Here is a 22,688-nt window from a genome sequence, read left to right as displayed (position 1 = left end):
TTGGCGAAACGTACAGAAACAAGACAATTAGAAGTACTTAAATATATATACGAACAAGTCGAATTAAAGGGCTATCCGCCAACCGTTCGCGAAATTGGGAAGGCTGTTGATTTATCCTCAACTTCTACCGTTCACGGACATTTAGCTCGTCTTGAAAAAAAGGGTCTAATCTTACGTGACCCAACAAAACCGCGAGCAATCGAATTAACACCAGAAGGCTTGGAAAAGATCGGAATTCAGCCGACAACTATTCCGATGTTAGGTGTCGTAACTGCTGGTGAACCAATTTTAGCGGTGGAAGAAGCATCAGATTTCTTCCCGTTACCTCCTGATTTACGTACAGAAGAAAATGCTTTATTTATGTTGACGATTCGAGGAGAAAGTATGATTAACGCAGGTATTCTAGATGGCGACCAAGTGATTGTTCGTAAGCAATCGAATGCCAATAATGGCGACATCGTAATCGCAATGACCGATGAAGATGAAGCAACCTGTAAACGATTCTTCCGAGAAGTAGATCATATCCGCTTGCAGCCTGAAAATGATGCATTAGCGCCTATTCTTTTAGATAACGTTACAATTTTAGGTAAAGTTGTTGGTTTATATCGCAATCATATTTAATAAAAAAAGGAAGTCACTCCGTTGAGCGGCTTCCTTTTTTGCTTGTTAACAAGTAAATAGCCTTTTGAGCTTCCTCGATAACCTCTTCTTCAGTTTCTACAGAAAGTAGATAATTTAAAGCTTCTAAACTTTGCTCGGGTTCTCTTTTTGCGAGTTGACCTAACGACCAAGCAGCTGTTCCGCGAATGACAGGACGCTGATCATTTAAACAGAGAATAATTTGTGGGATAGCTTCACGGCCGCCCAAATTCGCTAACGCAATTAAAGCATTCCGTTGCAATGGTTTTTTACCACGCCAAGAGCCTGCTAAGTGTCCGAATTGCTGTTTAAACTCTTTATTGGAAATAGTTAATAACGGTGCCAATTTGGGATAAACTTCTTCAATCTTTGGCTCCATCTCTTCATGAAAATGAAAATCTTTTCCTTTATTATAAGGGCAAACCAGCTGACAAATGTCGCAACCATAAATAACGTTACGCATTTTTTTCCGATACTCTTCAGGCATCATGCCTTTTGTTTGCGTTTGATAAGACAAACATTTTTGAGCATTCATTCGACCGTCCCCTAACAAAGCCCCTGTAGGACACCCTGTGATACAACGAGTACAATCACCGCAACCATTTGGAACAGGTTCATCTGGTTCAAATTGAATATTGGTGGTCACCTCACCTAAATATACAAAGGAACCAAATTCTTCGGTAATCAGTAGACCATTTTTACCAATGAATCCTAAACCCGCCCGCTGAGCAACAGCGGTGTCAACATATTCGCCAGTATCCACCTGCGGCCGAAAGCGCCAGTGTTCTTTTTCTGCTTCAGTGGCAGCTTGCTCTTCAATAAAAGCAATTAATTTTTGCAACCGATCCTGCAAAATGTGATGATAGTCAATTCCCCAAGAGGCTCGCGCAAATTGTCCACGCTTTTCATCTCTAGGCATTTTTCCCTGAGCTTTGGTGGGATAAGCTAAAGCAATGGAGATAATACTTTTAGGATGCTCAAACGTTTTTTCTGGGTAAATTCGTTCTTCCACATTTTGATGTTCAAACCCCGAGTTATATCCTCGCTCTCGTTGTTCATGCAGAGAATCTTCTAATTCAATAAATGGTTCAGCATGAGTAAAGCCGATTTTATCGATGCCTAAACGTTGACTCTCTTGAATAATTTTTTCTTTCAATGTCGGCATTGCTCATGCCTCCCTTCATTTTATTATTTATCGTTTCGATGATACGTTTCATAGTCATGTGCATAGAGATTTTTCTCGTCCACGATGCCGGGAACAGTGGCAACTTTTTCCCAAACAGACCAGTCGATTTCTGGAAAGAAGGTGTCGCCTTCAAATGTTTCATGAATCATCGTCCGATATAAGACATCGCATGCGGGAATCAGTTCTTTAAAAACGACAGAACCTCCACCAATAACGGTCACGCCTTCATACTTGTCAGCATACGCAAGAATTTCCTCTACGGAATGCATAACCAAAACGCCTTCAGCTTGGTAATCCGGATTACTGGTAAGAACAATCGTTGTTCGATTTGGTAACGGACGACATCCCATGCCTTCGAAAGTTGCACGTCCTAAGACCAATGTATTATGAATTGTTTTTTCCTTGAAAAATTTCAAGTCGTTGGGTAAATGCCAAGGCAATTTGCCTTCTTTACCAATCACTCCTTGTTCATCTTGGGCCCAAATGGCTGCTAACATAGCTTCTCTCTCCTTTTTTATACGGCAATCGGCGCTTTAATCGTTGGATGTGGGTCATAGCCTTCTACTTTAATATCTTCCATATCAAAATCAAAAACAGAAGCCTTGTCTGGATTCAAAACGAGCGTTGGAAAAGAACGAACTTCTCGTGATAATTGTTCTTGCATTTGCTCCACATGATTTTGATATAAGTGGGCATCTCCTAGCGTGTGTACAAACTCCCCCACTGCTAAACCTGTTTCATGTGCAATTAGATGTGTCAATAAAGCATAGCTTGCAATGTTAAAAGGAACACCTAAAAAAACATCGGCACTGCGCTGATAAAGTTGACAGCTTAATTTTCCTTCATTTACATAAAATTGAAACATAGTGTGACAAGGCGGCAACGCCATTGAAGGCACATCTTCTGGATTCCAAGCAGAAACAATTAAACGGCGAGAATCAGGATTGGTTTTAATCATTTCAATCACATTAGCTAATTGATCGATAAAGCTACCATCTTTGGTTTCCCAGTGACGCCATTGCGCACCATAAATATTCCCTAATTCACCATATTTTTCTGCAAACTCTGCATCATTTAAAATGGTGTCACAGAACTTTTGATGTTCTTCTTTGTATTGTTCTGCAAACGCTGGATCTTGTAAGACACGATGCCCAAAATCCGTCATGTCTGGTCCTTGATAATCTGCGCTTTTTACGTAACGTTCGAACGCCCATTCATCCCAAATATGATTATTTCGCTCTAACAAATAGCGAATATTCGTGTCGCCTTTTAAAAACCACAATAACTCACTTTTAATCAAGCCAAACGGTACTCGTTTGGTTGTTAGTAAGGGAAATCCTTTGGCCAAATCAAAACGCATTTGATAGCCAAATAAACTATACGTCCCAGTTCCTGTACGGTCTTCTTTAAAATGACCTTCTTCTAAAATCTTTTTTCCTAGCGCTAAGTATGCTTCTTCCATCTTATTCCCTCCGTCTCTTAATCCGCGTATTCACTCAAGTATTCCCAACGATTCATTTTTTCTTCTAACAATTGTTCCGTTGCTGTTACCGCTTCTTGTAGTTCTTGTAAACGAACAAAATCATCACCCTGATGATTCATTTCTTCAGTTAATGTTTCTAATTTCGTTTCTAATTGTGTGATGTCTTCTTCAATTGTTGCCCACTCTTTTTGTTCCATATAAGTCAGCTTTGTTTTTTCTTTCTTTTCTGTCGATGCTTCTTTTACTGGTTTATTGAGCGGTTTTTCTTTGACCTTTTCTTGTTCTTTTTGGTTCGCCAAATATTCACTCATCGTGCCATAAAATGATAGGATCTGACCATTTCCTTGAAAAACTAACAATTTATCCATTGTTTTATCCAAGAAATAACGGTCATGAGAAACCGCAATTACCGCTCCTTTAAACGTTTGGATATAATCTTCTAAAATGGTCAACGTATCAATGTCCAAATCGTTGGTTGGTTCATCCAATAATAACACGTTAGGCTGACTAATTAATAATTTTAAGAGATATAACCGGCGTTTTTCTCCACCAGACAGTTTGCCAATCAGTGTGCCATGCATAAAACGAGGAAATAAAAAGCGCTCTAACATTTCAGCGACCCCAACGCTGCTTCCATCACTGCGTTTCACTTCTTCTGCTGCTTCTTGCAAATAAGCAATCATCCGTTGATTAGGATCCATTTCTTCGTTTTGCTGGGTATAATAGCCAATTCGGACGGTTTCACCGATACTATATAGGCCACTCTCTAAAGGAATGCGTCCAGCTAAAATATTTAATAACGTGGATTTGCCTGCACCGTTTTTACCAGTAATGCCAATTCGATCGTTTGCTTGAATGAGTAAATTAAAGTCTTTCAAAAGCTGTTTATGATCAATGGCATAATTTCCTTCCTTGATTTCCAGAACTTTTTTCCCTAAACGCTGCGTGGCAAAGTCTGCTTCTAAGGTGCCATTGGTTTGTACCTGATGCAAGTTTTCTTTTAAATCCTGAAACCGATCAATTCTTGCTTGCTGTTTCGTTCCTCGTGCTTGAACGCCTGCTCGCATCCACGCAAGTTCTTGTTTGAAGAGGCGTTTTCTTTTTTCTTCTTGTTCTACAGCGACACGTTCACGTTCGGCTTTTTCCATCACATACGTTTCATAGTTTCCTTTGTATTCATACAGTTTTCCAAAAGAAAGTTCGAAAATCCGATTGGTTACTCGATCTAAAAAGTAGCGGTCATGGGTCACCATTAAAACCGCACCACGATAGTTATTTAAAAAGTTTTCCAGCCATTCAATCGTTTCATAATCCAGATGGTTCGTTGGTTCATCCAATAACAGTAAATCAGGCGCTTCAATTAAGACTTGCGCCAAGCTTACTCGTTTTAACTGCCCACCAGAAAGCTCCCCTATTTTCTTTTCCAATGTGGGAATGCCTAATTTTTGTAAAATAATTTTTGCATTGGTATCTGCTGTCCAAGCATCTTGTTTATTCATGGCTTCTTCTGCTTGCGTGTAACGTCTTTGAACCCCTTCGTCTAAACCATTCTCACTTAAAGCAGCTAACGCTAATTCATAATTTTTGACCGCTTTTATGATCGGGCTGTCTCCCTGAAACACGGCTTCTGCAATCGTAATATTCTCGTCAAATGTTTGATTCTGGGAAAGGTACCCAATTTGATAATCACTTGGCTGCTGAATTGCAGCAAGATCACCATCACCGCTATCTACGCCAGCAATAATATTTAATAAACTGGTTTTCCCTGTGCCGTTAATCCCAATTAAACCAATGCGATCTTTTTCATGAATCAAAAAAGAAAGATGATCAAATAGTGTTTTTTCCCCATATGTTTTGGTTAAATCTGTTACTTTTAATTCTTTCACCGACACTACCAACTCCTTCTATTTTGGTCTTGCTTATTGTATCAAAAATTGGATTATAAAAAAAGTGCATGAGATAAAAATCATCTTGGTTTCATCTCATACACTATTACTTATTCTTTATTAAAATTTTTAACAAATCGTTTCAGCGGAACATTATTCACTTCGCCGCTAATCGAATAACTCTCTAATAAATTGACATTTTTTCGTAACTCGTTCGCTTCGATAATTGAAATGCGTTCAGATTGTTCGTAATGATCAATCATCCGTCGTTCTTCTTGGAAGCCTAATAATAGGTCTTTGACATAGTCTGTCTCCGTATGAACAATATATGAATCAATAAATTCGCCTTTTTCAAACTTATGGGCTAAATCCAAGCGTCCGTCAATGAAGAAATCAATTAAATCATCATCATAGACACCGCGCAAATTATCTAAACTCTTCAGAATAACTTGAGAATTTCTTAGAAAAACTTGGCGAATATTTTCTAGTTCTTCATTTCGTAATTCTTTTTCTTCTTCAGAAGCTTCACCACGATTGAAAAATAGCTTAGGATGTAAAAGAATCGAAATGATTTGTCGAGCAAATAATAACCAAAAGCCTACAATCGATAATAATTGTTTGGCAATCGACCGTTGCATCCGTGTAATTAAGCGTTGATACATACGATAACTTCTGACACTAATTTCTCCTTGTTTCAGACTTTCTTCTAAGCCGTCTCGTTCAATGGACACAATTAACGTCCGCAACTCTTGCACTTCTTGTTTTCGTTCTGCACTTAGCTGCTCGGTATACAATTCTTTTAAACGATCTTGATAATTTTCAATGACCGCATTCATTTCACCACGAGGATTCTCTTCATTTTGCTGTTTTAAGACATCAATAACATCACGTAATAAATCAATTTCGACTGACTCTTCATTTTCCACTTCCGTCTCTGAATCAGTTAAAAATGGTAAAACTAGAATCCCGCCAATCAGAGTCACCAAAATAACACAAGCCGTAATGAATAGTAATAACGGTCGTTCTTTAAAATGCTCGCCGTTAATCGCTGTTGGCAAAATAAAGATGGTGGCTAAACTCACTGTTCCTTTAACACCGCCAAAAGTTAAAATCAGCATTTCATTCATTGCGTTTTTAACTTTCTTAAGGCCATGTTGAAGCGTGTAAACACTGAAAATGGCTAAGAAACGAATCAAAAAGACAACGGCGCTAATAATTAGAACAACCATTAGTAGAAACCAGTTTGAATATTGTTGGTCAATCCAAATTGGCGAAAACACTTGAGAAAGTTCAATTCCTAAGAATAAGAAAACTAAGGCATTTAAGGTGAACTCAATCATACTCCAAATACTTTCGCCAACATTTGACAGTTCTGCTTCAAAAAGCGAAACTTTTTTCAAACTAGACGCTTGCATAATTCCAGCAATCACAGCGGCAATAATTCCAGAAACGCCAATCAACTCTGAAATTAAATAAGCAATAAATGGCAAGAGTAATTCAATCAACAAGTAGCCTGTAACATCTTTTGCCACCGCAGTTTCAAGTAAATGAACAATTTGCTGTTTTAATAGAACTAACACGATTCCGACTACCGCTCCACCAATACTGGAAATAACCAAGGTCCCTGCCGCTTCCACCGGCGAAAATGACCCCGTTAATAAAGCCGCTAATGCAAATTGAAAGGCTGTAACGCCTGATGCATCATTAATGAGTCCTTCACCAGATAAAATGTTCATCGAACGTTCAGGAATGTCAATTCGACCTGATAACGAACCTACCGCCACCGCATCCGTTGGCCCTAGAGCCGCTCCAAAAGCGAAGCAAGCGGCTAATGGTAAAGTAGGCAAAATCATATGCAGGGTCCAGCCGACTCCGACTAAGGTAATTAACACACCAAAAAAGGCCAAGAAAAGAATCATCCCGAAATTTTTCATCATTGCTTTCAGATTGATTAGCTCCCCTTCTCTAAATAAAAGCGGTGCAATAATCATTACTAAAAACACTTCAGGCTCAAATTCAATTTCCTGCCCCATTTTAGTTAAACCAATTAGAACGCCTACAATAATTTGCACAATTGGCAGCGGAATGACGGGAACAATCCGGTTGAATATGTTTGAGAAGGTAATAGACAGTGCAAAAACAATGATTAGAAAGGTAAATTCCATCCTATCATTCCCTTCTATATTAAATTTTTATTGACTTACCGATCAAAACATTTAAGTAATTTTTTCTTTTTAAGAATAATTTTCTTTTCAACTTCTTCTAACTCAGAACTGCGTTCGCAAAGTTCCAATTGAGCGCGTCGTGCTTCTAAACGAAGAAGTTCTCCTTTAATTAATTCAATTTTTTTGTAGCGTAAGAAATTTTTCTTTTGCATACGTTCTGCAAAGTGTTGTCGTTTTTCTTCAGGGATTGCTTGATATTTCTTTTTCAAGTCAGCGACACACTTTTCAAATTCTTCACTCACCGAAACAACTTCCTTCCAAAATTTAATCTGACTAATTATAACAAATTTTACCAAAAGTACAAGCAAAATTGCTTTCTTTTTTTCAAAAGAAATTCAGACAAAACTTAACGCGGGAAAAGCTGATTTCTAGGAGCTGAACATGGTTAATCTTCATTAACAATAATATCAATTTCTGCCTCTTCATTCATCCGTGTTGAAAGAAAAAGAACTATTTCTTCTAGTGGCGCAGAAAAGCGTAAAACCACCCCTCTTCTGCCTTTTTTTAAATACCCTAAACGAATACCGTTCGGCTTTTGAACAAGGACAATCTTTTCGATATCTTTAAAGGCCGTGCCCCGATTGTCAAAAGGATGCGTAATAATACAGTCCTCCGCAAAACCTCTTGCATCGTAAAGAAAACTGAAGATAATCAAAATATATAACACACTTCGAATCATTTCAATTTTATCTCCTGCCGAAAATGCATTGGCCAGAATCATTAAACTAAAAAAAGCAACTAAATATTTTGTTGTAGGATGTTTTGCAGCCGGAATTACAATACTTTTACGTACGAAGTAAAAGTAACCATACATAACGACGACAAATAAAAATAGCAATAACGTAAATCCATCGATAATCACAAACGACTCCTTTATTTCTTTTTCTTTTGAATATCTGTTAATATATCATTTATTTCTTTAATTTCTTTTTTTGATTCGTTAATCTTTTTGATAACCGCCTCACGGTTTTTTCCAGGCGGTAAGTCAATTGATTCTTGGTAGTAGTTTGCTAAAGCTTGAACTTTTTTCATTTTTTCGCTTTGCAACAAGGCTATATTTCTTTTCATTTAACCGCCTCCTCTTCCTTAGTATACATTACTTTGTAAGGAATTGCTTAATTTGCAAGATATTTTCTAATAAAAAGGAGTAATTTTACATTTTCTTATAAACAAAAAGTATTCGGCTGAGTAACAGCAGCAAACGACAAAATAATAGAATAAAAGATGAGACAGAAGTAGTTTACTTTTGTCTCATCTTTTATTATTGAGCTGAAATCGCTAAACCAATTGCTTTTTCCCCTAGGTGGGTCCCGATAACTGGACCAAAATGACCGATTTCAATTTCTGCATTTGGGTATAGCTTTTGTAATTTTGCTTGTTCTTTTTCAGCAACGATGCGGTTATTGGCATGAATCACGTACAGTTTAACTGGTGCTTCAATCCCTGCGTTTCGTTCACCAATAATCTTTTCTGCACGAGCAAAAGCTTTCTTTGTTGAACGGATTTTTTCAAATAATACAATCTTTCCATCTTCAAAAGTCAAGATAGGTTTAATCTTCAATAGTCCAGCAATCAAGGCTGCGCCATTCGTTAAGCGACCACCACGAACTAAGTTGTTCAGATCTTCTACAATTAGATATGCATACGTATTGTCACGAATTAAATCTAATTTGGCAAAAATTTCTTCTAAGCTGGCTTTTTCTTCTGTTAAATCTAAAGCAGCTTCTACCATGTGTCCCATTGGCATACTTGTAATTTTTGAGTCATATGGATACAAAGCAACGCCTGGGATTTCATCAGTAAGTCCGTGCAATGTATGAACAAAACCAGAGATTCCTGAAGAAAGATGAATGCTGATGATGGTGTCGTACCCTTGTTCAGCGATTGATTTGTAAAGCTCTAACACTTCTCCTAAAGCAGGTTGTGAAGTCGTCGGAAATTCTTTACTATTATTTAGCAATGCATAATATTCATCTGCTTCAATGTCAATGCCTTCGTTGTATATTTTTCCATCTAAAATGACTGGGATGGGAATTACAAAAAGATTCGGATGATCTTTAATGCGCTCGGGTAAATAAGCTGTACTATCTGTCACAATAGCAATTTTCATTTTGTAACCTCGTTTCACTAATTTTCCACGTTGTTTCTAATATAGCATAAAAAAGGATATTTTAAAATGCTTTCCTTATTCGTTCAGGAATTTTTCGATGGCGTCAGCATTTTTTTGTTCATCTACTTCTAAAATACTGCCTGCATAAGAGGATTCACCAAAATTCCAAGAATCTGGTACCGGAACCGATAATGACTCAACCCCTGCTTTTCCTTTAATCAACAATGATGGTCCATTCGTTAACATGAAACTAACAGGCACATCTGTCGACATATAGCCGACTAATTTCCCAAGTGATTCTGGGGTTCTTAATAAAGTCATTGGGTTTTTCATTTGGCTCATTACAGCTGACATAACTTGTTGTTGGCGACGAACCCGACCAAAGTCGCCTTCTTCATCCATCCTAAAGCGAGCGTATTGAAGTAAGACATGTCCATCCATGACCTGTTGCCCTTTTTCAATATCAACGCCATCTAAATTCAGTGATTTTTCTGCATCGATTTTGACACCTTTTGGAAACATAGAGTCAACAATTTTTTCAAATGATTGGAAATCTACCTTAGCATAATATTTCGTATCTAAATTAAAGTTTTGTTTTAACGTTTCACGAACCAATTCAGCACCGCCATAAGCGTATGCGGCATTAATTTTATTCGGCCCGACACCAGGAATGTCCACGAATGTATCACGCATAAATGAAATTAATTTCGGTTTTTTTGATGGTCCATTTAGTTGGAGAACCATTATTGTGTCGGCTCGTCCAGCATCTTCCCCACGTGTATCGCTGCCAAGGATTAAAATATTCTTAGCCCCGTTGCTACTTTTGACACCATTAAATGTTTCTACTTTTTCTTGAGGCAACGAGTCATCATGTTCTGCTGCAGATTTTCCTTTTAAAAACATGACTGTACTATAAGCAAATAACAGAATCAATAGGATCACTAGCCATTTGAAAAAGCGTTTTGTTTTTGATTTTTTACGTTTCTTTTTTGGTTTCTTGTCTTTTTTTCCGCGGGGTGGTTGGTCAGAACCGTTGCCACCACCTGAATCTGTTTGGTGTCGCCTCTCACTTCTGCGACTGTCCTCAGTATAGCTGTCTTCGTAAACTGGCTCTTGAAGGCTTTCAGCTAGTTCTTCTGGTTCTTCTTCTCTATGTTCACCCATTGATTTTCGGGGATTAAAGGTCTTTTTATGCTCTGCTGGTCTCGATTTTTCATGAATATGTTTATAACGATCTACACGACTCATCGTGTCACTCCTTTACCTCTGTGTTTTATCACCTTTCTTAGGATACCTCATTTCGCAGGAAATTCCTATTACAAATATGTAATTTAATAAAAAATGAAACTCACTTTATCTAATAAGTAAGCTTCATTTTCATTTTTAACTCTTTAAAGTGTGGACAAAACATAGATCGGGTAATCCCCTAAAATTTTTATTTCTGCGCCAATCAGTTCCAGTTCTGTTAAAGCTGCTTCAATTAGTTTTTCTGGTTGATCATTCACTAAGTCCATTAAAAAGAAGTACTCTCCGAGCTTTGTTTTCAACGGCCGCGATTCTATTTTGCTAAGATTAATCCCTCGCCAACTAAACACGCTTAATGCTTTGTGTAAAGAGCCAGGAACATTACTTGGCATCGTAATCGCCAGCGTTATTTTTTTCTCAGATAGCGGGAAAGAAATCGCTAAATTTTCAGAACCAAGAACCCAAAATCGGGTTTGATTTACCGATAAATCTTGTATATTTTTTTCAACAATGGTCAAATCATACATTTCCGCAGAAAGTTTTGGTGCAATAGCTGCAAAAGGTAATTCTGGATGTTCTGCAATGTATTTGGCGGCGTAAGCTGTTGAAGGCGTTGCTTCTAAAATCGCTTCTGGAAAGTTTTTCGCTAGAAACATCTGCGATTGAGCTAATGCTTGCGGATGTGATAAAATTTTCTGACTTTGTTGCCAGATCGCTTGATTCTCTTTTGCCACCATTAATTGTTGTTGAATCGGTAAAACTAACTCTGCTTGGACAGGTAACTGCGCTTGATGATACAAATAATCTATCGATGCGTTAACAGTTCCTTCAATCGTGTTTTCTATTGGAATAATGCTACATGCCACTTCTTGCTGTTCAATTGCTTTCAAGCAAGCTGGAATCGATGCGTACGGTATCAATGTAGCATCAGGAAAAGCAGCCAACGTTGCACTGTACGTAAAGGAACCAATCGGACCTAAATAACCAACTTTCATCGTTTCTCTACTCCTTTAATTGTTGCAGAATTTCATTGATAATTTCTTCTGGCGAGCGATTGGTCGTATCAATTGTCATCTTCGCACATTCTTCATAAAAATTTTTACGAGACTCAAATAAAGTAATGATTTCTTTTGAAGAACGTTCTATAGCTAAGGGTCGTTGGTTTTCAGTATCTTCTGCGATTCTTTTTAACAGCTCTTCTGGTGTCGCATGTAAATAAATCACTTGCTGAAAAGATTTTAATAAGCTACGATTTTCTGGTCCGACAACAATCCCGCCACCAGTTGAAAGGACGGCTGTATTTTTTGACAGCTCCTTTAAAAGTTGGGTTTCCTGTTCTCGGAAAGCTGCTTCACCATATTTTTCGAAATAGTCAGGAATTGAGCGTCCTATTTTTTCAATTAACGCTGTATCTAAATCAAGATGAGGCATCTTCAGTTTATTGGCCAAACTTTGACCAATAGTTGTTTTACCCGCACCCATGAAACCAATTAAAACAATGCTTTCCATGGTTCGTTATCCTCCTTCGTTAACAACTTAAACGTTCTAAGTCGTCAAAAAATGCTGGATAAGAAACTGAAACTGCTTCAGCCTTATCTAATTCAACAGTGCCTTCTTTTACAAGTAATGCAGCAATTTGTAACATCATCCCGATACGATGATCCCCATAACTGGTAACTCTTCCACCATGTAAAGAAGTTGGCCCATGTATAATTAAGCCATCATCAGTAGGCGTGATGTCGGCGCCTAAAATTGTTAATTCTTTCGCTACTGCATCAATCCGATTGGTTTCTTTGACTTTCAATTCTTCTGCATCTCGAATGATTGTCGTGCCAGTAGCCTGAGTAGCTAACAAAGCAATAATCGGTAACTCATCAATTAAACGTGGGATAATAGCGCCACCAATCTCTGTAGCTGTCAATTGACTCGTTTTTACAAGTAAATCGCCAGAGTGATTGGCCTCATCTTCATTTAAAATAGTGACGGAACCACCCATGTTTTTAATCACATCTAAAATACCTGTCCGCGTTTGATTTAAGCCAACATTTTTCAGAAGTATCTCGCTATCTGGGACTACTAAACCCGCAACTAAAAAGAAAGCTGCAGAAGAGATATCACCAGGAACTACCACATTTTGACCTGTTAATTGTTGCGGTCCAGTTAACATAATTTTTTTACCGTCTACTTCAAGTGTCCCACCAAATTGTCGAATCATCTCTTCTGTATGATCACGTGTCTTTTCTTTCTCAACCACTACAGAAGTGCCCTCGGCTTGCAAAGCGGCGAATAAAATAGCCGATTTCACTTGAGCACTCGCAACAGGCATTGTGTAGTCAATCGGTTGCAAATTTTGAGTCCCGCGAATAGAAATTGGCGGAAACTCCGTTTGCTGAACCCCTTGACATTCCGCTCCCATTTGGTTTAAAGGAAGCATCACACGATTCATCGGTCGTTTAGAAATAGACGCATCACCAGCTAGGCGCGTTTCAAAGGGACAGCCAGCTAAAATGCCCAGCATTAGGCGAATTGTTGTCCCTGAATTTCCAACATCAATTGTATTCTTCGCCTTTTTTAAACCTGCAAATCCTTGCCCCTCAACGGTGATTGTCGTCCCGTCATCTTCAATGTTCACACCCAAAGAACGAAACGCCGCTAAGGTACTTAAACAATCTTCGCCTCTTAGAAAATTTGTAATCGTCGTTTTTCCAGAAGAAATTGCTCCAAACATAATACTTCTATGGGAAATCGATTTGTCGCTAGGAACCATCAGAGTCCCTTGTAAATGTTTCACATTTGTACGTAGTTGCACCCTCATCACCTCTTATTTTTCATAACACGTATAGTTCGTTTCTTTAGATAAAATTTGTTTTGCAGCTTGGCAGTCTGGTTGATTTTTAAAAGACAATTGAAGAATCCCATAGATTTCTTCTCTCGTTTCTAAAATTTTAATATTTGTAAGAGAAAGGTCCGCTTCGCCTAAAATTTGCGTAATTTCAGCAATGATTCCTGGTTGATCTGGTACATCAACAAACAGATCATAGAAAGCTGGGATTACGCCTTCTTTATGAATGGGCAACTGAGCACGTGTTTCTTTGGCCTTATCAAAAAAATTACGAATAGCTGGGGCATTTTTTTCTGTTAACCATTGGCAAACAGTAGTCATCTCTTTTTGCCAATTTTCTAGTAAGTCCAATAATACTAAGCGATTGCTTAATAAAATATCCGTCCACATCGTTACATCAGAGGAAGCAATTCGAGTAATATCTCTAAATCCTCCAGCCGCTAGCTGCTGTGCTCTAGGGTAAGTGGTATTCAGTTGCTGACTTTCGTTCACTAAAGCTGCGGCAACAATATGTGGCAAGTGACTTAGAGCACCAGTAATTTCATCATGTTCCTGTGCAGGCATCGTAATAAACTTCGCATGCGTTCCTTTTAGTAACGTTTGTAACTCCTGAATCTGTTTGTTTTTTTCGCCATGGTCATCGGTAAAAATATAGTAGGCATTTTCAAACAAACGTTCATCAGCGGCTGTTACGCCGGATTTATGTGAACCAGCCATTGGATGACCACCAATAAAATTTTTCATGTTAAGCTTTGTTGCTAACTGATTAATTTCCACCTTGGTACTACCCACATCTGTGATCAGAGCAGTTTCTAGTGATAATTGGTTTAATTCTTCTAGTTGTACTAAAGTTGCTTTAACTGGGGAACAAAGAAAAATAATCTCTGCTCGTCTTGCCCCACTTGTTAAAGATTCAGCTATCTCATCAATTAGACCCGTTTTCTTAGCAAATTCAGTTGACTCCGCTTGATTATCGAAACCGATAATCTCACTGTTTGGATGCCCTTTTTTGATACACAAAGCCAGTGAACTCCCGATTAGCCCTAATCCTACGATTAAAATACGTTTCTTCATTTTTCCCTCCATATACCTTGCGACTTTTTTCCATTAAAAGTTTTGAGTATATAGACGATAACGTTTCACTGCTTCTTTCATTTGTTCAAATGAGTCACTATCAAATTTTTCGAGCATAGCCTTCGCTACTTCCGTTGCAACAACGGCTTCACAAACAACGCTAGCGGCCGGTACCGCCGTGCTATCAGAGCGCTCAACGCTGGCCTTATAAGGCTCTTTTGTATCAATATTCACGCTTTGTAATGGTTTATAAAGGGTTGGAATAGGTTTCATGACACCACGAACGATGATTGGCATTCCGTTGGTCATTCCTCCTTCAAAACCGCCTAAATTGTTGGAAGTTCTGGTATAACCAGTACTTTCGTCCCAAACAATCTCGTCCATCACTTGACTACCAGGGCGTTGCGCCATTTCAAATCCAATGCCAAACTCAGCACCTTTAAAAGCATTGATGCTTACAACAGCTTGCGCAATTTTGGCATCTAGTTTACGATCCCATTGAACATAGCTACCTAAGCCAGCTGGAACGCCACCCACAAGTACTTCTACTACCCCACCAATTGTATCGCCATTTTTCTTGGTTTGGTCAATTAGTTCTTTCATTTTTTCTTCTACGGAAGGATCTAATACGCGAACGGCAGATTGTTCAGATCGTTCTTGAATTTCACGAATCGTTAAATTTTCAGGAATCGTAGCTTCAATCCCGCCTAACACCGCGACATGCCCAGCGACTTGGATATCCAGTTCAGCTAAGAGTTTTTTAGCAACCGCACCAATCGCCACACGCATCGTTGTTTCTCGTGCCGAAGACCGTTCTAAAACATTCCGTAAATCATCATGTTGATATTTCATGCCACCGACTAAATCAGCATGTCCTGGACGTGGTTTGCTGACGCGGCGGATTTTCTTTTGTTTTTCAGGAACTGGCTCTACTGACATCACGGAGGTCCAATTTTTCCAGTCTTTGTTTTCGACAATCAACGTTACTGGTGAGCCAAGTGTTTTACCATGCCGAATGCCCGAAGTAATACGTACTTGGTCTTTTTCAATTTTCATCCGTCCTCCACGACCGTAACCGCCTTGACGTCTTGCTAATTCTCGGTTAATCTCTTCGCTACTTAAAGGCAAGCCGGCTGGTAAGCCTTCAATAATAGCAGTTAATTCAGGTCCATGTGATTCGCCTGCTGTAATAAAGCGCATCTTAAATTCCTCCTTCTCTGTTTAAAAATGCTCGAATTTCTTCCGTTGGTAAAGAGACAATTTTCGCTTGACCAATTTTTTCTAAGACAATGATTTTAATCTGTCCCCCACGTGTTTTTTTATCATGTGTAATGGCTTGATAGAGACGTTCTTCTGACCAACGATCTGTGGTTACTGGTAAATGGAACTTTTCTAGCATGGTGACCAACTCTTGGGTAGTCCCAAGTGGGGAAAGCCCTTGTTGTTCTGCGACTTGAGTTATTTGAATCATTCCTAAAGAAACGCCTTCACCGTGAGCAATCACCCCGTAACCAGCTGTATTTTCTAATGCGTGGCCGATCGTATGCCCAAAATTCAGAATCAAACGTAAGCCCAAATCTAATTCATCTTCTTCGACGACATCACGTTTAATCTTGCAACAGGCCGTGATAATTTCTTCTGCATGTGCCACTAAATCTTGTTCATTTTCCAAAGAGGATAAACGATGCCACAATTCAACATCAGCGATAGCTGCTGATTTTACAATTTCTGCAATTCCTTCACGCACACGTCTTGGTTCTAATGTTTTAAGTGTATTAGGATCAATTAAAACCCCATCTGGTTGGGCAAAAGTACCGACAAGATTTTTGGCTTTTTTAGTATTAACCGCTGTTTTACCTCCAATGCTACTATCTACTTGTGCCAGTAAGGTTGTTGGTACTTGCAAAAAGTGAATGCCACGCATATAGGTTGAAGCGACAAATCCAGCTAGATCTCCCACAACGCCTCCACCTAAAGCAATTAAACCATCACTTCGAGTCAATTGCTGTTCCGCTAAAAAATCATAAAGCAGCTGAGCTGTTTCGAGGCTCTTACTTTGTTCACCTGCCGCTACAGCAATCAATGATGTTTCAAAACCAGCAGCTTGCAATTCTTTCTCAACAGCTGCGCCATATAATTTATTCACCGTTTCATCGGTAATAATCGCTACCCGTTGTGGCTGCCACAGGCTACGTACCCAGGTGCCAATTTTATCTAAGGCACCTGTTTCGATGGTTAAATCATATGAATGTGTAGGTAACGTTACGGTTAATTTCATGTCCTCTACTCCTCTGTCTTTACTAATCTTCTAAAGCATTAATTTCTTTCATTGCTTTTTCGATGATATGAACTTCTTTCATCATACGTAGGTAAGTTTTTTCATTCAAGGATTGTGGCCCATCTGACCACGCATTCGCTGGATCTGGGTGAATTTCTACAATCAAGCCGTCCGCACCTGAAGCAACACCTGCTCGGGCCATTGGCGGTACTAAATCCCAGATACCAACACCATGACTCGGATCAACAATAATTGGAAAATGACTTAATTTTTTAATTAAAGGCACCGCACTTAAATCAAGTGTATTGCGCGTAGCGGTTTCGTACGTACGAATCCCACGTTCAATGAAGATCACATTGAAATTTCCTTGCGCAGCAATGTATTCAGCTGCGTTTAGCCATTCATCAATCGTACCAGCAATCCCGCGTTTTAAGCCAATAGGTTTTCCAGTTTTACCAACCGCTTGTAATAACTTGAAATTTTGCATGTTGCGCGCACCGATTTGTAAAATGTCACTGTATTTTGCGACAAGTTCTAAATTCGCTTCATCCATCACTTCTGTAATGACTTGCATATCTAATTCATCAGCCGCTTGGCGAATGTATTTTAGTCCTTCTTCTTCTAGTCCTTGGAAAGCGTATGGCGACGTTCTAGGTTTGAATGCACCACCTCGTAAAATTGTTGCACCTCCAGCTTTAGCAATTCGCGCACATTCGCGAATCTGATCTAAGCTTTCGATTGAACAAGGGCCCGCCATCATGGTCATACTGCCGTCACCGATTTTAACACCGTTCACATCAACCACTGTATTCTCTGGATGAAATAAACGACTCGTTAGTTTGTAAGACAACGAAATGCGGACACTTTTCTCCACGCCTTCTAATGCTGTTAACTCTGCTTCAACTAATTTTTCTGTATCACCAATCAAGCCTATCACTGTTTTTCCATTATCTTGACTTGTTTGAGTAGTTAAGCCTGCACCTGTTACTAAATCAATGACTTGTTTCATTTGCTTTTCGGTTGCATTTTCTTTCATAATTACGATCATTATATTCTCTCCTCATGCCTTTAAACGGCGCTCTTTTTATCTATTTTCAATTTTACGTTTTACGACTGATACAGGCATTTTTTGTCCTGTCCATTGTTCAAAAGCAACAGCTCCTTGATAAAGTAGCATGTCCAAGCCGTTGCTTGTTTCTGCGCCACGTAAACGGGCTTCTTTTAATAACTGTGTTTCTCTGGGATTATAAATAGCATCATACACGAATAACTTCGGTTGAATCATTGCATAATTTTCTATAGGACTACTATGTGCATGTGGATGCATACCCACACTCGTTGCATTAACTAACAAGACGCTTTCAGCAACATCTTTTGCTAGTTTTTCAGTATCCGCTAAATCGTTTAAATGGATTACACAGTTGGTTCGTTCAGTGAAATTTGCCAGTTTTTTTTGACTGTCGTTAAACCCCGCGCTTTTCCTGTTGTAAACGGCGATTTCTTTCACGCCATCTAAAGCAGCTTGGGCAATGATTGATAAGGCTGCACCACCTGTTCCTAAGATGGTCATTTTATTCTGAAAAACGTCAACCTTTTTCTCTTTCAAACTCCACATAAAACCAGTACCATCCGTGCTGTCTCCGTAAAGTTTTCCATCTTTGTTGACAATCGTATTAATTGCGCCAACCAGTTGAGCGGTAGGACTTAGTTCATCCATATAACTTACAGCCGCCACTTTATTGGGCATTGATAAGTTGGCCCCTAACATGTGAAACGTTCGAATCGCTTCAATTGCTTGTGGCAATGTCTCTTGTCCAACGTCAAACGCCAGATACCGAGCATCAACTCCTAAATTTTGAAATGCTGTATTATGAATCAACGGTGAAATACTGTGTTGGCTAGGTTTCGCGAATAACCCAGCTAAACGAGTGGCTCCAGTTATTTCTTTCATCCTGTGTGCTCCTTTACGAAATTTTTTTAGTAAGTTTCTGAAATCCTAATTTTTGGCCAAACAAAAAGGATATTCACAGTAAATTTTAAGAAAAATCTACAGTGAATACCCTACAAAAAAGCAATATAAAAGCCACTATAGATTTTCTTAAATCTACATGGCTGAAAGTCATCTTAAATTTCCCTAGCCATTATAGATACAAACGTTTGTTGTCTGTACCCATAATGTTATGAATACAAACCTATCTAAAATAGCTAAAGTAAAAGTTATTCAGTTGTGTATGGTTTTTCTTCGTTGTTGTCATAAGAATCACTCCAAAACTGATTTAATTAAGAATTGTTAACAGTATACAGCTAGAAAAAACATGTGTCAACACTTATTCGCTTATTTTTTCGACTATTCCATTAAAAACAATGTTATTTTATTCGCCAAAAGACTAAAAAAGCCACAGGAACCAGTCATTTCACTGATTCCTGTGGGGCAAAAATTATTTTAATTCTTCAGCGTATACATCGTCAACTGTTTGTGTTGGGTCGATAACAATGTATAAGTTTTTAGTTTTTTCGCTGACTTTTGTAGATTGATAGATGTTATCCAAGCCCTCATCTGTTTTATCTTTGTAAGGGAAATAAACTAAATCTGGTGTGCCATTTTTGTAAAGAATTTCCATACGTTCGATATCTTCATATTTTAAAGCACGAGAGAACATCCCTAATTCTAAGCCACCTAAGTTAATATCGTGGGTTTGAACATGATCTCCTTCTTGGAAAATTTCAATTTTGAACCCTTCACATGGATGAATTTCAACAAATTCACTACCATGGATACGGCCAAAACTTGTTGTAATATGTTTGATCCATAAATCACCAATAAAACGACGATCAATCGTCCAAGTTTCACCATTTCTGAAATAAAATTTAAGTCCTGTCATTTCTCTAGCCATAGCACAAATCTCCTTACTTAAAAATAATTTCTTACATTATTAGTTTACCATACTTTTGATAAACGGTCACAAACTTTCGCTGTAGATTCTTAATCTTTTGTTATTCTTTTTAAAAAAGAATCAATCTCAACTACTGCACGTTGGTGAGAACCTTTGGCAATTTGTCGTTCTCCTTCATAAGCAACAAATTCATAGCGTATTTTGTGTGCAGTCTGTTCAATGCTGGTCATCGTAACAACGATTGTCGCCCCTACCGCGGATGGAAATAAGTGGCGCAATTCTAACACCGTTCCGACAGTTGTTTCCCCAACTGATAATTGGTCCTTCACAGCTTCTTTGGCTGTTTGTTCAATCATGGCAGCTAAAGCAGGGGTTCCTAAAACTTCTAAGTCACCAGAACCGAGCATTTTAGCCGTTTGTGATTCTTTCACCAAGAATTCTTTTGTAAACATTTCTGTTGGCATTATGCTTTCTCTCCTTTTGAACGTTGTTTTTTGGCAAACGAAAGCAGAACTTCTTGTTTATTCTCTAAGCTACCTTCAACAACGTGTTGCTCGATTTCAGCAATCAGTTCCCCTAACCATTTGCCTGGTGTTTCTTCTAAGACGGCTAAAAGGTCTTTTCCTGTTATGGCCAATTCATGTCTTTGATGGATGGGTAATGCCTTAACTAACTCTTTTGTTACTTGTACTTGACTCTCTTGTTGGTAATAATATAAAAGCCTTTCAACAAGTACTGCTGATTCTTCGCCTAATTCATAAAGGATCATTGGCTGCCAGTCGTTACTCAAGCGAAAACGCAAACCGCGTACTAATTGTGAAACGTTTTGAATTAATTGATTTGAAAGTTTCCAAGCCTTTAAGAAGGAGCGAATTTCTGCTTCTGGTAAATTCAACGATTGAATAAGTAACGTCCACGCTTCTGCTTCTGTTTCAATTTGACGAGCAGGCAAGTCCATTAAACGAAAAAGTCCAGCCCCTTGTTCTCGTAATTTGGGACAATATTGATAGCATTCTGTTTCAATAAACGGAGCTAAGCCACCTTGTCGATTAACCCCTAAAAGCATTTTTACAAATTCAATCGTAATGCGTTCTACTGAAATTTTTTCTAATAAAGGATGAAATTCAGCGATAGCGGCTAAGGTTTTTTCTTCAATTTTAAAATCTAATTGGCTAGCAAAGCGTAAGCCCCGCATCATTCGCAGAGCATCTTCATGAAACCGCTCATGGGGATTACCGACAGCACGAATGGTTTGATTAGTTAAATCTTCGATACCATCAAATAAATCAATGATTTCGCCTGTGCTGTCGAGCGCCAAGGCATTAATCGTAAAATCTCGCCGTTTTAAGTCTTCTTTCAAGGAGCGAACAAAGGTGACTTCATCTGGTCGACGAAAGTCTTGATAAGTTGACTCGGTACGAAAGGTTGTTACTTCATACTGTTGGTCTTCCATCAATACAAGGACTGTGCCATGTTCGATGCCCACATCAACGGTTCGTTTAAAAATTTGCTTAATCTCTTCTGGATAGGCACTTGTCGCAATATCGACATCATGGATTGGTTTATTTAATAAAGCATCACGGACGCTGCCCCCGACAAAATACGCTTCAAAGCCCTGTGCATTGATTTCACGAATAACGGGAGCGGCTTCTTTAAATTCGTTTGGAATAGTTGTCAATTTCATAGCATCTGTTCCAATCCGTAAAGTAGTTCTGTTCTCTGTACCACTTGCCGACAAGCTAACGCTACTCCTGTCATGAATGAACGCCGATCATAAGAATCATGCCGAATAGTGAGCCCTTCACCTACACTGCCAAATTGGACTTGTTGGTGTGCCACTAAACCAGGTAAGCGGACACTATGGATTCGCAGACCCTCGAAATCAGCCCCGCGTGCCCCTGGTATTGATTCTACCTCTTGCGGATTCCCTTGTTTTTTTGCTGGCCGAACTTCTTGAATCATTTCTGCAGTTTTTATAGCCGTTCCGCTCGGTGCATCCAATTTGTTATCATGATGTAATTCAATGATTTCCACATCCGGAAAATACTGTGCCGCTTTTTGGGCAAATTGCATCATTAAAACTGCCCCAATTGCAAAATTTGGCGCAATTAAGCCGCCGATGGCTTTTTCTCGAGATAGGTTTGTCAATTCGTTGATTTGTTCCTCCGTAAAGCCTGTCGTCCCAACAACTGGCGCCATACCATGTTCCAACGCAAAACGTGTATTTGGATAGGCGGCTTCAGGAACCGTAAAATCAATCCAAACATCTGGTTTGACAGCTAGGACTTCTTCTAAGCGCTGAAAAACGGGAATTGCTGTTTCATCATTGAAAGAAACAGTTTCTTGTGCTTCATGAGGATCATACACACCTACTAATTCAAAGTCTGCGGTTTCTAAGACCATTTGTGTAGCAGTACTGCCCATCCGTCCTTTAAACCCAGCGACAATTATTTTAATCATGTGTTTTCCCATCCTTTCTTTCAAAGCGATAGCGATCCCGCTTGTTAAATTTGGCCATATTTTCTTCAAAAACTTCGGTTAAATCAATCTCTAAAGAATTTGCCATGCTAATCAATACAAAAAAGACATCTCCAAGTTCCTCTGATACTGTCTTTGGTTTTTCGTCTGCTTTTTTCTGTTTTTCACCATAATAATGATTGACTTCACGGGCTAATTCTCCGACCTCTTCCGTCAAACGAGCCATTTGTCCTAATGGTGAAAAATAGCCTGTTTTAAACTGTTGAATATAATCATCAACTTCTGTTTGCATCGATTGCAAACTACGTTGTTCTGATTCTGACATTTTACCCCAACCTTTCTTACTCT

Annotated in this window: 24 protein-coding genes; 1 reads left to right on the top strand and 23 read right to left on the bottom strand. The window is 38.8% G+C overall.

Features of this window, described 5'->3' with window-relative positions; genetic code table 11:
* Nucleotides 1-621: a transcriptional repressor LexA gene (gene lexA, locus IGL56_RS06375; RefSeq protein WP_002357566.1), complete on the top strand. Its 621-nt coding sequence runs from the start codon at nucleotides 1-3 to the stop codon at nucleotides 619-621.
* A 13-nt stretch (nucleotides 622-634) separates the two neighbouring features.
* On the opposite strand, the gene queG is transcribed toward lexA, so the two are convergent.
* From queG to IGL56_RS06260, 23 genes are all read right to left on the bottom strand, one after another.
* A complete protein-coding gene (queG, locus tag IGL56_RS06370; protein ID WP_002381908.1) occupies nucleotides 635-1,804 on the bottom strand; it encodes a tRNA epoxyqueuosine(34) reductase QueG in 1,170 nt (389 codons plus the stop codon).
* Between the two features lie 23 nt (nucleotides 1,805-1,827).
* Nucleotides 1,828-2,322 (bottom strand): trimethoprim-sensitive dihydrofolate reductase, encoded by a 495-nt coding sequence (dfr, locus tag IGL56_RS06365; protein ID WP_002365665.1) that lies wholly within the window; start codon nucleotides 2,320-2,322, stop codon nucleotides 1,828-1,830.
* A 17-nt stretch (nucleotides 2,323-2,339) separates the two neighbouring features.
* The gene (locus IGL56_RS06360; RefSeq protein ID WP_002398298.1) at nucleotides 2,340-3,287 is read right to left on the bottom strand and encodes a thymidylate synthase; all 948 of its coding nucleotides are present in this window, start codon (nucleotides 3,285-3,287) and stop codon (nucleotides 2,340-2,342) included.
* A gap of 17 nt (nucleotides 3,288-3,304) precedes the next feature.
* A complete protein-coding gene (locus IGL56_RS06355; RefSeq protein ID WP_002365663.1) occupies nucleotides 3,305-5,194 on the bottom strand; it encodes an ABC-F family ATP-binding cassette domain-containing protein in 1,890 nt (629 codons plus the stop codon).
* A 110-nt stretch (nucleotides 5,195-5,304) separates the two neighbouring features.
* Nucleotides 5,305-7,359, bottom strand: a complete 2,055-nt coding sequence (locus IGL56_RS06350; RefSeq protein ID WP_002360309.1) for a cation:proton antiporter — start codon at nucleotides 7,357-7,359, stop codon at nucleotides 5,305-5,307.
* Nucleotides 7,360-7,394: 35 nt separating this feature from the next.
* Nucleotides 7,395-7,727 (bottom strand): ACP phosphodiesterase, encoded by a 333-nt coding sequence (locus IGL56_RS06345; RefSeq protein ID WP_002357572.1) that lies wholly within the window; start codon nucleotides 7,725-7,727, stop codon nucleotides 7,395-7,397.
* Between the two features lie 77 nt (nucleotides 7,728-7,804).
* Nucleotides 7,805-8,281 (bottom strand): hypothetical protein, encoded by a 477-nt coding sequence (locus IGL56_RS06340; protein ID WP_002365662.1) that lies wholly within the window; start codon nucleotides 8,279-8,281, stop codon nucleotides 7,805-7,807.
* An 11-nt stretch (nucleotides 8,282-8,292) separates the two neighbouring features.
* Nucleotides 8,293-8,487: a hypothetical protein gene (locus IGL56_RS06335; protein WP_002357574.1), complete on the bottom strand. Its 195-nt coding sequence runs from the start codon at nucleotides 8,485-8,487 to the stop codon at nucleotides 8,293-8,295.
* Between the two features lie 193 nt (nucleotides 8,488-8,680).
* A complete protein-coding gene (locus IGL56_RS06330; protein WP_002382324.1) occupies nucleotides 8,681-9,529 on the bottom strand; it encodes a DegV family protein in 849 nt (282 codons plus the stop codon).
* 75 nt (nucleotides 9,530-9,604) lie between these two features.
* Nucleotides 9,605-10,777 (bottom strand): LCP family protein, encoded by a 1,173-nt coding sequence (locus IGL56_RS06325; RefSeq protein ID WP_002365661.1) that lies wholly within the window; start codon nucleotides 10,775-10,777, stop codon nucleotides 9,605-9,607.
* A gap of 143 nt (nucleotides 10,778-10,920) precedes the next feature.
* Nucleotides 10,921-11,769 (bottom strand): prephenate dehydratase, encoded by an 849-nt coding sequence (pheA, locus tag IGL56_RS06320; protein ID WP_002365660.1) that lies wholly within the window; start codon nucleotides 11,767-11,769, stop codon nucleotides 10,921-10,923.
* Between the two features lie 7 nt (nucleotides 11,770-11,776).
* The gene (locus IGL56_RS06315; RefSeq protein ID WP_002360319.1) at nucleotides 11,777-12,283 is read right to left on the bottom strand and encodes a shikimate kinase; all 507 of its coding nucleotides are present in this window, start codon (nucleotides 12,281-12,283) and stop codon (nucleotides 11,777-11,779) included.
* Nucleotides 12,284-12,302: 19 nt separating this feature from the next.
* A complete protein-coding gene (gene aroA, locus IGL56_RS06310) occupies nucleotides 12,303-13,589 on the bottom strand; it encodes a 3-phosphoshikimate 1-carboxyvinyltransferase (RefSeq protein WP_002357580.1) in 1,287 nt (428 codons plus the stop codon).
* 6 nt (nucleotides 13,590-13,595) lie between these two features.
* Entirely contained in the window at nucleotides 13,596-14,690 is a 1,095-nt protein-coding gene (locus IGL56_RS06305) for a prephenate dehydrogenase (RefSeq protein WP_002357581.1), read from the bottom strand.
* Nucleotides 14,691-14,723: 33 nt separating this feature from the next.
* The gene (aroC, locus tag IGL56_RS06300; protein WP_002357582.1) at nucleotides 14,724-15,890 is read right to left on the bottom strand and encodes a chorismate synthase; all 1,167 of its coding nucleotides are present in this window, start codon (nucleotides 15,888-15,890) and stop codon (nucleotides 14,724-14,726) included.
* 1 nt (nucleotide 15,891) lies between these two features.
* Nucleotides 15,892-16,968 carry a 3-dehydroquinate synthase gene (gene aroB, locus IGL56_RS06295; protein WP_002357583.1) on the bottom strand — a complete coding sequence of 359 codons (1,077 nt, stop codon included), beginning with the start codon at nucleotides 16,966-16,968 and terminating at the stop codon, nucleotides 15,892-15,894.
* A gap of 22 nt (nucleotides 16,969-16,990) precedes the next feature.
* On the bottom strand, nucleotides 16,991-18,016 hold the full coding sequence (gene aroF, locus IGL56_RS06290) for a 3-deoxy-7-phosphoheptulonate synthase (RefSeq protein ID WP_002363948.1): 1,026 nt from the start codon (nucleotides 18,014-18,016) through the stop codon (nucleotides 16,991-16,993).
* Nucleotides 18,017-18,052: 36 nt separating this feature from the next.
* Entirely contained in the window at nucleotides 18,053-18,919 is an 867-nt protein-coding gene (gene aroE / locus IGL56_RS06285) for a shikimate dehydrogenase (RefSeq protein ID WP_002357585.1), read from the bottom strand.
* Between the two features lie 487 nt (nucleotides 18,920-19,406).
* Nucleotides 19,407-19,862, bottom strand: coding sequence for a hypothetical protein (locus IGL56_RS06280; RefSeq protein WP_002357586.1), 456 nt, complete (start codon nucleotides 19,860-19,862; stop codon nucleotides 19,407-19,409).
* 89 nt (nucleotides 19,863-19,951) lie between these two features.
* The gene (locus IGL56_RS06275; RefSeq protein WP_002357588.1) at nucleotides 19,952-20,326 is read right to left on the bottom strand and encodes a thioesterase family protein; all 375 of its coding nucleotides are present in this window, start codon (nucleotides 20,324-20,326) and stop codon (nucleotides 19,952-19,954) included.
* Nucleotides 20,326-21,546, bottom strand: a complete 1,221-nt coding sequence (locus tag IGL56_RS06270; RefSeq protein ID WP_025189102.1) for a CCA tRNA nucleotidyltransferase — start codon at nucleotides 21,544-21,546, stop codon at nucleotides 20,326-20,328. Before IGL56_RS06270 ends, IGL56_RS06275 begins: the two co-directional genes overlap by 1 nt.
* Nucleotides 21,543-22,322, bottom strand: a complete 780-nt coding sequence (dapB, locus tag IGL56_RS06265; protein WP_002357591.1) for a 4-hydroxy-tetrahydrodipicolinate reductase — start codon at nucleotides 22,320-22,322, stop codon at nucleotides 21,543-21,545. Before dapB ends, IGL56_RS06270 begins: the two co-directional genes overlap by 4 nt.
* Nucleotides 22,315-22,665, bottom strand: a complete 351-nt coding sequence (locus tag IGL56_RS06260; protein ID WP_002363944.1) for a nucleotide pyrophosphohydrolase — start codon at nucleotides 22,663-22,665, stop codon at nucleotides 22,315-22,317. Before IGL56_RS06260 ends, dapB begins: the two co-directional genes overlap by 8 nt.
* Nucleotides 22,666-22,688: the final 23 nt, after the last annotated feature.

The sequence above is a fragment of the Enterococcus sp. DIV1316a genome (assembly GCF_050536915.1).
In the GTDB taxonomy this organism is placed as follows: Bacteria; Bacillota; Bacilli; order Lactobacillales; family Enterococcaceae; genus Enterococcus; species Enterococcus faecalis.
Note: the sequence above shows the minus strand (reverse complement) of the source record. Positions and strands in the feature narration are given on the sequence as shown.